Origin of the sequence: Sphingobium sp. (assembly GCF_035511395.1) — a bacterium.
GTDB lineage: Bacteria > Pseudomonadota > Alphaproteobacteria > Sphingomonadales > Sphingomonadaceae > Sphingobium.
On sequence record NZ_DATKFP010000387.1, the window covers coordinates 1 to 10772 of the forward strand.

Annotated in this window: 15 protein-coding genes; 8 read left to right on the forward strand and 7 right to left on the reverse strand. The window is 61.4% G+C overall.

Features of this window, described 5'->3' with window-relative positions:
* A partial coding sequence (locus tag VMR39_RS26055) for a PAS domain S-box protein (RefSeq protein WP_325420708.1) occupies positions 1–2502 on the forward strand: 2502 nt, incomplete at its 5' end.
* 54 nt (positions 2503–2556) lie between these two features.
* Here the strand turns inward: VMR39_RS26055 and VMR39_RS26060 are convergent.
* Positions 2557–3075, reverse strand: a complete 519-nt coding sequence (locus VMR39_RS26060; RefSeq protein WP_325420710.1) for a cupin — start codon at positions 3073–3075, stop codon at positions 2557–2559.
* 199 nt (positions 3076–3274) lie between these two features.
* On the opposite strand from VMR39_RS26060, the gene VMR39_RS26065 reads away from it, so the two are divergent.
* From VMR39_RS26065 to VMR39_RS26090, 6 genes are read left to right on the forward strand one after another with little or no spacing between them, the layout of a single operon-like run.
* Positions 3275–3865 (forward strand): SRPBCC family protein, encoded by a 591-nt coding sequence (locus VMR39_RS26065; protein WP_325420711.1) that lies wholly within the window; start codon positions 3275–3277, stop codon positions 3863–3865.
* Positions 3865–5052, forward strand: a complete 1188-nt coding sequence (locus VMR39_RS26070; RefSeq protein ID WP_325420713.1) for a zinc-dependent alcohol dehydrogenase — start codon at positions 3865–3867, stop codon at positions 5050–5052. Before VMR39_RS26065 ends, VMR39_RS26070 begins: the two co-directional genes overlap by 1 nt.
* A gap of 33 nt (positions 5053–5085) precedes the next feature.
* On the forward strand, positions 5086–5706 hold the full coding sequence (locus VMR39_RS26075) for a DUF4142 domain-containing protein (protein ID WP_325420715.1): 621 nt from the start codon (positions 5086–5088) through the stop codon (positions 5704–5706).
* A gap of 10 nt (positions 5707–5716) precedes the next feature.
* On the forward strand, positions 5717–6499 hold the full coding sequence (locus VMR39_RS26080) for an SDR family NAD(P)-dependent oxidoreductase (RefSeq protein WP_325420717.1): 783 nt from the start codon (positions 5717–5719) through the stop codon (positions 6497–6499).
* Complete coding sequence (locus VMR39_RS26085; protein WP_325420719.1) at positions 6496–6693, forward strand: hypothetical protein; 198 nt, start codon at positions 6496–6498, stop codon at positions 6691–6693. The genes VMR39_RS26080 and VMR39_RS26085 overlap by 4 nt, the downstream gene beginning before the upstream one ends.
* A gap of 9 nt (positions 6694–6702) precedes the next feature.
* Entirely contained in the window at positions 6703–7269 is a 567-nt protein-coding gene (locus VMR39_RS26090) for a hypothetical protein (RefSeq protein WP_325420721.1), read from the forward strand.
* Positions 7270–7383: 114 nt separating this feature from the next.
* Here the strand turns inward: VMR39_RS26090 and VMR39_RS26095 are convergent, their stop codons facing one another.
* The 3 genes from VMR39_RS26095 to VMR39_RS26105 are packed head-to-tail and all read right to left on the reverse strand — an operon-like array spanning position 7384 to position 8616.
* Positions 7384–7539 carry a hypothetical protein gene (locus VMR39_RS26095; protein WP_325420723.1) on the reverse strand — a complete coding sequence of 52 codons (156 nt, stop codon included), beginning with the start codon at positions 7537–7539 and terminating at the stop codon, positions 7384–7386.
* 20 nt (positions 7540–7559) lie between these two features.
* Positions 7560–7724 carry a hypothetical protein gene (locus VMR39_RS26100; RefSeq protein WP_325420725.1) on the reverse strand — a complete coding sequence of 55 codons (165 nt, stop codon included), beginning with the start codon at positions 7722–7724 and terminating at the stop codon, positions 7560–7562.
* 4 nt (positions 7725–7728) lie between these two features.
* Positions 7729–8616, reverse strand: coding sequence for an iron-containing redox enzyme family protein (locus VMR39_RS26105; RefSeq protein WP_325420727.1), 888 nt, complete (start codon positions 8614–8616; stop codon positions 7729–7731).
* Positions 8617–8784: 168 nt separating this feature from the next.
* Between VMR39_RS26105 and VMR39_RS26110 the strand changes: the two genes are divergently transcribed.
* On the forward strand, positions 8785–9522 hold the full coding sequence (locus tag VMR39_RS26110; protein ID WP_325420729.1) for a cytochrome c oxidase assembly protein: 738 nt from the start codon (positions 8785–8787) through the stop codon (positions 9520–9522).
* Here VMR39_RS26110 and VMR39_RS26115 read toward each other — a convergent pair.
* The 3 genes from VMR39_RS26115 to VMR39_RS26125 form a co-directional block, all read right to left on the reverse strand.
* Positions 9495–9917, reverse strand: a complete 423-nt coding sequence (locus tag VMR39_RS26115; protein ID WP_325420731.1) for a c-type cytochrome — start codon at positions 9915–9917, stop codon at positions 9495–9497. The genes VMR39_RS26110 and VMR39_RS26115 overlap by 28 nt on opposite strands.
* Positions 9914–10204, reverse strand: a complete 291-nt coding sequence (locus VMR39_RS26120) for a hypothetical protein (protein WP_325420733.1) — start codon at positions 10202–10204, stop codon at positions 9914–9916. Before VMR39_RS26120 ends, VMR39_RS26115 begins: the two co-directional genes overlap by 4 nt.
* The coding region (locus VMR39_RS26125) for a cytochrome c oxidase subunit 3 (protein WP_325420735.1) at positions 10201–10772 on the reverse strand (572 nt) is incomplete at its 5' end. The genes VMR39_RS26125 and VMR39_RS26120, both read right to left, overlap by 4 nt.

Consider the following 10772-nt stretch of genomic DNA (forward strand, 5'->3'; position numbering starts at 1 on the left):
GTTCGCGCCGGTGAAGCGACTTGGAACAAGGCGATGCTGTTGCTGCTAGAACGCAGCGGCTTTCGCGAGGAAACCTATCACAGCTTCTCCTACAGTCCCTTACGCGAAAAAAATGGATCGGTGGGTGGCTTGCTGTGTATCGTCAACGAAGAAACGCGCAGAGTCATCGGCGAACGGCGTCTGGAAACACTAAGGTCGCTCGGCAGCGCGCTGGCGGAAGCGACCAGCCGGAAAGCGATTTTAGAAGCCGCCCAGCGCGCGTTCGCAGACAATCGCCGGGATTTTCCCTTCATCGCTCTGCATCTGGCGGCCGGAAGCGATCAGAATGGCGATGACGCCATGCTCGCTCAGGTTGCGGCGATCCTGCCGGACAGTCCGTCGGATAGCGGAGAGATCGTTGCGCTTCCTTCGGATGTCGAATGGCCGTCGGGCGAATGGCAGGATCAGCCCGACAGGGCAGTCGTGATCGCTATCCCGGCATCTCAGGGAACATCCGCCGGCACGCTGACGCTTGGCCTCAATCCCTATCGCGGGGATGATCCGGACATCATCGATCTGGCCCGATTGATCGCAGGACAGATTGGCGGCGCGCTGGCGGCCGTCGCGGCGGTGGAGAGGGAACGCCGTCGCACCGACCGGATGTGGAGCCTGTCTCGCGATCTGACGGTCGCTATCGACAGCGACGGCGTATTTCAGTCGGTCAGCCCATCTTGGACACGGATTTTAGGCCATCCGGTGGACAACGTCATCGGTCATCGCTTCGAAGAGTTCATCCATCCTGACGATCTGGGTCCGAGCACCGCAGCACTTGCCGACGCGCTGATCGCAGACGACCTTACCGATTACGAAAATCGCTTCCAGGCCAGCGACGGCAGCTATCATCGCATCGAATGGCATACCACGCTCGAAGGCGGCCTGGTCTATGCCTATGGTCGCGACGTGACCGAAAGACGGATCGTTGAGGCTAGGCTGAGCCAAAGCGAAGAGCAGTTTCGGCATCTGGTTCAGGGGGTGACCGATTACGCTATTTACATGATCGATCTGGAAGGCCATGTGTCCAGCTGGAACGAGGGGGCACGGCGGATTAAGGGCTATGAGCCTGACGAGATTATGGGAAAGCATTTCTTGCATTTCTACACACCCGAAGATCGAAAGAGCGGTGAGCCGGGACGGGCGCTGGAGACGGCTCGTCGCGAAGGGCGGTTTAATGCCGAAGGCTGGCGGGTCCGCAAGAATGGCGAGCGTTTCCGTGCAAGCGTGGTGATAGACGCCATCAGGGACGACGAAGGCAGGCCGATAGGATTCGCCAAGATCACCCGCGACATCACGGAGCGCGACGCGGCCCAGCGCGCGCTGGAAGCGGCGCGGGAGAGCTTGTTCCAGTCACAGAAGATGGAAGCGATCGGCCAGTTGACCGGGGGGGTCGCGCATGATTTCAACAACCTGCTGATGGCAGTCATGGGAAGCCTCGATCTGCTGCGGCGACGCATACCCGACGACGCCATGTCGCAGCGGCTGGTTAACAACGCCATCGAAGGCGCGCAGAGAGGCGCAACGCTGACCCAGCGCATGTTGGCCTTTGCCCGTCGGCAGGAACTCAAAGTCGACCATGTGGATCTTACACGGCTTCTGGCAGGCATGAACGATCTGGTTCAGCGCTCGATCGGCCCCGAATGGCCGATTTCAATCAGCTTCCCATTAAAATTGCCCGCCGTGAAGGCCGACGCCAACCAGCTGGAAATGGCGCTGCTCAATCTGGTCGTGAACGCGCGCGACGCCTCGCCGGGCGGGGGTGCAATCGTCATCTCGGCCAGCTGCGAAGACATTAAGGTGACTAAATCTTCGTCGCTGGCCGCTGGAACCTATGTACGGCTGGCGGTGAAGGATCAGGGCACCGGCATGGACAAGGAAACGCTGAGGCGCGCCACGGAGCCGTTTTTCACGACCAAAGGGGTGGGAAAAGGCACTGGCCTGGGACTGCCGATGGTGCATGGCATGGCCCAGCAGATTGGCGGAACCTTCGAACTTCTGAGCGAGGTCGGACACGGGACGAGCGCGGTCCTGTGGATGCCTGCGGCAGACGATCAGCCAGCCCCGGCAAGCGAACCGGCCCCGCTGGAGGAGCTGCAACAGCAGACGAAGCGCCTGAAAATACTGGCGGTGGACGACGATGCTCTGGTGCTGCTCAACACAGCGGCGCTGCTGGAGGATCTTGGCCATGAGGTGATCGAGGCGCACTCAGGGGACGAGGCGGTCGCTGCTTTCCAGCGGGATCCGCATGTCGATCTGCTGATCACGGATCAGGCCATGCCACACATGACCGGCGCCGATCTTGTCGCGGCTATCGATGCAATTTCGCCCGGCATTCCGGTGATCATCGCCAGCGGCTATGGCGAGGGCGTAGCAATTTCCGATCGGGAAGTCGTGCGCCTGGGCAAGCCATTCAATCAGGCGCGCCTCTCAGCCGCCATAGTGGATGCGTTGGGAGCAGACGCGCTGTAGCGCAATCCTCGCCCCTTTCATGTTCGATGCCGCCTGCTCGATCCGGACAGCAGATCACCGCCAGCGGTTCGACAGCGGCCCATTAATGCCCCGGACGGGATCGATTTTGGGAAAGGGCAGTGCGGCCATGCGCCTGCGCGCGTCCGCATCGGACGCGTCTCTAAAGACATCCCATTTCTGGCCATCAGGATAGCCGTCCACGACCAAAAAGTTGCTGCCGGACCGGGCGCAACAATGGCCGGCACCGGCGGGCAACAGCAACGCGTCGCCAGCGTCGACCTCTACCGCCCGTGCCTCCGGTCCGCCGATGATGAGCTGCGCAGATCCAGCCGCGACGCCCAGCACCTCATTAGCGGTGGAATGATAATGGTGATAGTCGTAAATGCCGTCGCGCCATTGCGCCGGCCAGCCATGATTGGCGAAGGTCGCCTCGAACAGGGCTGCCATCTCTTCGCATGACCCGCCTTTCAGCGCATGCTGATAGATGATCACAGGCAATCTGGCATTGTTGGGCACCCAGCCATGCTCTGCCAAACGGTAAGTTTCTACTTCCACCTCGCTTCCTTTCGCCATGGCCATCGCCGCGCGTTTCCGCGCAAAGCAGAACGCATCGACATGAATTTTGACGCGCGCGGCGTGGCAGACCCCATTCAGTTCATGAATAGACTTACCTAAGTTAAAAATGGCCTATTTCCTGTCTTTTGGGCCGAAATGATCGGAACGGCTGGGTGGCAAGAGGGTTAGCCATAGCATCCGAACAAGGAGACAGCCCATGGGCGAGACTATGACGCCAGCGCATGATAATGCGCCGTTGAGCGCATCCAGACGTGATGACCAGATCGGGAACGCGACCCATTCGCTGGTAGAACCCAAGGGCGACAGCCAGTCGGGCAAGACCGTCACCATCGACCGGCCAAGGCAGGAGCTTTACGACTATTGGCGCGCGCTTGAAAATCTGCCGACCTTCATGGAAAATGTCGTGCTGGTCGATGCGCTGGGCGAAGGCCGCTATCATTGGGTCGTCAAAGCTCCGGCGGGCAAGACGGTCGAATGGATCGCCGCCATCACGGAGGATCGATCGGGCGAGTTTATCGCCTGGGCGTCGGAGCCGGGCGCCGATGTGCCCAACAGCGGCCGGATCGACTTTCGCGACGCGCCGGGCGGGCGTGGCACCTGGGTGACGGCGACCATCCTCTACGATCCGCCCGGCGGCATCATCGGCAAGGTCGTCGCCACGCTGTTTCAGCGCGAACCGGCGATACAGGCGCGCCGCGACCTGCGCCGCTTCAAGCAACTGATGGAAACCGGCGAAATCGCCACCGGCGCTTATACCAAGGCGCAACTGGCCGAGGAGATGGATTGATGCGCGCCCTGACCTGGCATGGAAAACATGACGTTCGCGTCGATACGGTGGACGATCCCGAAATCCTCAATCCTCGCGACGCCATCATCAAGATCACGTCGACCGCTATCTGTGGTTCCGACCTGCACCTTTATGACGGCTACATCCCGTCGATGCAGGCAGGCGACATATTGGGCCATGAATTCATGGGCGAGGTCGTCGAAACCGGATCGAAATCCACATTGCAAAAGGGCCAGCGCGTGGTCGTGCCCTTCACCATTTCCTGTGGCTCCTGCTTTCATTGTTCGAAGCATCAATATTCCGCCTGCGACAATGGCTTGCCAGCCGACAATCAGGACATCGCGCAGGCCGCTTATGGCCAGCCCATGTCGGGCCTGTTCGGCTATAGCCATATGACGGGCGGCTATGCCGGCGGTCAGGCGGAATATGTCCGCGTTCCCTTTTCCGATGTCGGACCGATCGTCATTCCCGACGGCATCGAGGACGACAAGGTGCTGTTCCTGTCCGACATTTTGCCGACCGGCTGGATGGCCGCGGAAAATGCCGGGATCGAGCCGGGAGACACGGTGGCTGTCTGGGGCTGCGGACCCGTGGGCCTCTTCGGCGTGCAGTCGGCCTTCCTGATGGGCGCCGAGCGGGTGATCGCCATCGATCATTTCCCGCACAGACTGGACCTCGCCCGCAAATTCGGGGCGGAGACGATCAATTATGAAGAGACAAAAACCTACGATGCGCTGATGGAAATGACCGGCGGCATAGGCCCGGACGCCTGCATCGATGCTGTGGGACTGGAGGCGCACGGCTTCTTTGCGGACAATGTGTGGGACCAGATCAAGGTCTCGACCTTCCTCGGCACCGACCGTACGCACAGCATCCGGCAGGCTATCCTGGCCTGCCGCAAGGGCGGGCGTGTGTCGATGCCGGCCGTCTATGGCGGCTTCGTCGACAAATTCCCGCTCGGCGCCTTCATGGAAAAGGGACTGACGCTCAAGACCGGTCAGACCCATGTGCAGCATTATATGCCAGCGCTGCTCAACGCGATCATGGAGGAGAAGATCGATACGACCTTCCTGATTAGCCATCGCATGCCGCTGGAACAGGCGGCGGACGGCTACCGAATGTTCCACGACAAGCAGAATGAAGTCACCAAGATCGTCCTGAAGCCGGGCATGGATGTGGCTGCCTGAACGGGCGGCCTCATGAAATATGGGAGAATGAAGATGCGCAAAATCGGATTTCTGACAGGCTGCGCCCTGTCCCTGATGGTGCTGCCCGCCTGTCAGGACCGGCAAAATGCCTCCGCCACCAATGACGGCGCGGCGCTGGATTCGACCGCGAACGCGGCTGGTCCCGACGCCATGCAGACCAACACGACGGCCAACGACATGGCGACCATGAACCCCGCTGCCCAGGCATCGAGCGCTTCGGACTATCTGGCGAAAGCAGGTGCCGGCGATCTGTTCGAAATCGAATCCTCCAGGGCCGTTCTGGATAAAACGAAGGATGCCAGGGTCCGCGAATTCGCCAATATGATGGTCAAGGCTCACCAACAATCCACAGCCAAGCTGAAGGCGGCAGCGGCCGAGGCGAATCTGTCCGCCAGCTCGCCTGCGCTGACGCCCGACCAGCAGACTATGCTGGATGCGATCAAATCCGCCCCTGCCGACAAGGTCGACGCCGTCTATGTCGAACATCAGAAAAGCGTGCATGATGCGGCCCTCAAGCTGCACCAAGGTTATGCCGCGAACGGTGACGTCGCGACCCTGAAACGGGCCGCCGGCGACATCCTGCCGGTAGTGGAAAGCCATATCCGGCAGCTTACCGCCATGCCGTCGAAATAAGGAAACCCTCATGGGCAAATTTGCAATCATCACAGGTGCGTCCACCGGAATCGGTTTTGAACTGGCGCATCTGGCTGCGCAAAATGGCTATGATCTGCTGGTCGTGGCGGATGAGCCATTGATCGATGCTTCGGCGACCGATTTCAGGCGACATGGGGTCGATGTCCAGTCGGTCGAGGCGGACCTGTCCACGCTGGAGGGTGTAGACCATCTGGTCGCGACGACCAACGGCCGGCCGGTCGATCTGCTCTGCGCCAATGCCGGGCGAGGTTTGGGTCACGGCTTTCTCGATCAGGAGGTGGCCGACTGGCGACGGGTTATCGACACCAACGTCACCGGCACCCTCTATCTGTTGCATAAGGTGCTCAAACCCATGGTCGCGCGGGATGCGGGCAAGGTGCTGATCACTGGATCGATCGCAGGCTTCATACCCGGCAGCTTTCAGGCCGTATATAATGGCACCAAGGCCTTCATCGACAGCTTCGCCGACGCGATCCGCAACGAGATCAAGGAAGCCAAGGGCGTTACCGTCACCACCCTGATGCCCGGCCCCACCGAAACCGAATTTTTCGATCGCGCCGACATGCTGGACACCAGCGTAGGTTCGTCGGAAAAGGACGATGCGCAGAAGGTCGCACAGGACGGCTGGGACGCGCTGATGGCGGGAAAAGCGCATATCGTGTCGGGTTGGATGAACAAGCTTCAGGCCGCCGCCGCGCATGTGACGCCTGCGTCGGTACTTGCAGAGCAGCACCGCAAAATGGCTGAACCCGGATCGGGAGAGGAATTATGACCGACAAAAGCAACCCGCGCGAGGATTCGGAAACCCCGCGCGGCCCGCTGGGCGATACGCTGCCCGGCCGCGAAAAGGCCGACCCCCGCACCGGCGGGGCGCTGCCACAGGAAAAGGTGGAGGATCGCCCCAATGTTGGGTCGGTGAAACCGGAAGATTATCCCGAAAAAGACCGCGACGATTCGCGGCCGTAAGGAGACAGGATGCAGACCCTCCCCCGATCCCCGCTCCCTTATTCGCCGGACGTCGAATACATCGGCCCGGATGAGGCGAATAGTCAGGCCGAACTGATCGAGACATTTCGGTCGATCATCGACAAGACCTATAGCGACTATGGCCACGGGTTTCGCGCGGTTCATGCCAAAAGCCACGCTTTGTTGCAGGGCGAGTTGCGCGTGTCGGACGATTTGCCCGCGCCGCTGGCGCAGGGCATATTCGCGGCCCCGGCCCGGCATGACGTGCTGCTGCGCATCTCCACCAATGCCGGCGATCCTTTGCCGGACACCATCTCGCTTCAACGAGGCATCGGGATCAAGGTGCTGAACGTCGCGGGAGAACGCCTGCCGGGCAGCGAAGGCGCAACCACGCAGGATTTCGTGCTGGCCAACGGCGTCGCTTTCCCGGTGCCCGGACCAAAGCCCTTCCTCGCCAATCTGAAGATGCTGGCGGCCACCACCGACCGAATGGAAACGGGGAAGAAAATCGTGTCCGCTGCCTTTCGTTCCATCTCATCGTCCAGAACGCGCGCCCGATCCCAGCTCCAGCTCTGATGCGGGCGCGGAAATCGGCTTATGAGGACAGCGCGCAGCGCCGCAGCAGATATAATGGTTGCCCGCTCCACGAGCCAGCGACCGCCGCCTTGCCCGATTGATCGAGCGGCGGCGTCAGTGGATCATGCGTCCCAAAGTGGAAACGAGACAAACCGCCAGATCCTGCTTTGAAATGAAGGGCGCGGCGGGGTGCGCCTGAACGACGGGATTGTCCGCCGCGCCCGAACAGAAAATATAGGGAATATCGTAAAGGTCGAGATCGTCGGCCAACAATCCGACGTCGCTGCTTTTCAGTCGGACGCGACGGGCATATGATCGGCGACGGCTGCCACGCCGTCCGCCAGCGTGGAATAAGGGCCATCGACGGCATAATCGGCATCTTCCAATATGTCGGCGATCATCGCGGCGATTGCCGGATCATCCTCGACCAGAAGAATATGTCCGTTCGCGCGCATGACCTTACTCAATCCCGAAATGCGCGCGATAGCGATCGAAGCAGCGCTCGCCGCAGCGCAGGCGGATAAGCGCGCCTTCCGCCATGGCCGTCGCCCGACGCCGGTCTTGCGCCACGAGCGGGCGGATCGCCTCGTCATTCCAGTCACGGCTATGCTTGACGTCGAGAACGGCGTGGAGATCGAAGTAGCGCCGTTCCGAACCGGACAGGCCGATGCGCCGCAGACCACGCGCCGTGTGCGCCGACCGGTCCGGCGCGGTCAGTTCGATGACGCCCAGCGCGCCCACGCTGTGCCAGGCATAAAAGCGGGACGACGCCATCGCCGTCATCGCATTTGCCAGCGCCAGACTTTCCCAGACGGTATTTTCGATGCATGTATCCAGATCGAGTATGTCGACCAGTTGCCCCAGCATCGGCCCGTGCATCCCTTTGGCATTGCCGCGCCCCATTTCGTCCCAATAGTTGCGCGCCAGTTCGAGCTTGGCTTGCGGCGGCAACTTGATCTGGGTCATTGCCACCAGGTCGTCGAACCCCGCTTCGCCCGCAGCCTCCTGCGAGAGGAACCAGCGCAGTTCGTCGCGACTGGCTTGGTCCGCCAGCCAAGGGAACAGACGGTCGTGCTGACCGGGGCCGGTCGCCTTCAATTCTTCGAACCAGGCGACGAACTCTTCGACATCGGTCGGCGCAGCCGCCGCCTCATCACGCACCTCTGCGCGCAATTCCTCGATGAAGCCATATTCCAGCCGGAGCAGGTTACGGTCTTCGTCGAAGCGCGACGCCGTCGCTTCAGATGGAAAAGCAGGCGACAATCGTCGTTTGTTCCAATAGCTCAGCTCTTCCTGAAACGGCTGATTGAGAAATTGCGATCCACCATATTGAAGCTGGGTAGCCACTATAAAGCCTTCCGATTGGAGTATGATAGAAGAATGCGGAAGGTCCATGGCCGTTCCGGGAAATCGCACTAACGAAGATCAAGCGGCGTGCGAGTAAGTTTGGACGCTGCGCTCAATGATGCGAACTTCATGGCAGGAAGCGCGTTCTTCGGGTGGAGGAGTGTCGCGATGACGACGCAAGGCCTGAATGTTACGCTGCCCTATTGCGGCCCCGCCCCGGCGCCCGCCGAATGGTGGATGCGATGGAATGCGGACCCGCTGCTGATTGCGGGGCTGGCGCTTGGCCTGTTCCTGTTGATCGCGGCCAGGGAACGGCGCTGGACCAGCCATGCCGCGCTGTTCCTTTTCGCTTTTCTCTACATTTCGCCCTTCTGCGCCGTGGGTTCCGCTCTCTTTTCCGCCCGGATATTGCATCATCTGCTGCTGGTGACGGCGCTGGCGCCGTTGCTGGCAAGGCGGATCGGAACGCGTTGGCCCGGATCGCTGGGCGTGTGGACCGTGGCGCAGGCAGTGATACTCTGGTTCTGGCACTTGCCTGTTGCCTATGCCGCGGCGCTGTCTCATTCGACTTTATTCTGGGCGATGCAGAGCACGATATTGCTGAGCGCGACCTTGTATTGGCGCAGGCTGACGCAGGCCCGCCCCGCCGCCCGCGTCGTCGCGTTGCTGGCGACGATGATGCAGATGAGCCTGCTGGGCGCGCTCATCAGTTTTGCGCCCGGCGCACTCTACAGCCCGCATTGGCTCACCACCCAAAGCTGGGGCCTTTCTCCACTGGAGGATCAGCAGCTGGCAGGACTGATAATGTGGATACCGACAGGCGTGATCTATTTGGGACTGGCGTTGGGCACGGTCGCGCGCATGATCCGGGTCCCGCGCTATGACGGTGCGCTTCTCAAACTGTAGAGATAGGCTGCCACATCGCGCGCTTCGCGATCCTCGATCCCCATGTCTGGCATGGCGTTGCCGGGTGCGATCACCTGCGGATCGCGCAGCCAAGCGATCATCGCATCGGGATCATTGCGAAGCAAACCCGCGATGGTCTTCCTGGATCCCATGCCGCGTAGCGAAGACCCGACCTGCCCCTTCGCGCCCGCTATTCCGGGGATACTATGGCAGGCAGCGCATTGGCGATTCTCGATTGCGGCTTTTCCCCGCGCCACGCTGCCGCCGGTCAGCGCTTCGGCGGCGGCTACGCCCTTGTCCGGGTCATTCAGCACGATAAGGCTGGCGACGCCGCCGATCGCGCCCGCCGCCAGCAGGATAGCAGCCAGCCGCAGGCTTTCCGGCACCGCCCTCATGACCGGCAGAGGGGCAGCAGAATTGCAGCCATTCCCTGATAGACGATGGCGAGCGCGAAAATCGCCGACCATAGCAGCGCCGCCTTACGCTGTGTGTTTTCCCGCGCCGTGGCGAAGATGGCGATCGCCGGGCCAAGGGCGGCGAGGGATAGGATTGCGATGATCGCCGCGCCGGTCTGCCCCTGCGAGGGGCGGCAGGCATGAAGCAACAGGCCCGAAAGCTGCTGGCTGATGAACCAGAAAAGCGGCGGTGGCAGCACGGCGAGAAGGAATCGTGTGTGGCTCATGACAGCCTCGGCGCCCAATAGACGAGCGCGTAAATGGGCAGCCAGCTCAGCTCCACGAAGCGCCAGTAAAGCGCATTGTCCTGAACGTCGGCATATTGGCGCTCACCCACATCATGGGTGTGAAGCAGGATGGCCAGCACCAGCGTGTCGCACCAGTCTGTCAGCAAATGGGTGCTGTGCAGCACCATCAGCAGCCACAATATGGAGCCATAGCCATTATCGTCCCACCGGATGTTCAGGTGGTCGAACTCTGCAATGCGCGGGCCGAACAGCGCCAGCCCGGCGAGCGTCATGACGACGATGCCGATGCGGACGGATCGCCGCTCCTTCGCGTTCGCCTTGCGCATCAGCCAGCGATTGGGCAGTTCGCTCAGCAGCAGAGCGACGGTGAAGACCGTGCCCCAGAGCAGGTCGGGCATCGCCGTTCCCTTTGGCGGCCAGTCCGGGCTGGCGAGCATCAGGTACAGATAGCATCCCCCCGCCAGCACGAAGGCCGTGCCCTCAATCGCCATAAAGCCGATATTGCCCCACCAGGCGACGCTTTGCGGGCCGGAGCCATGATCGGGCA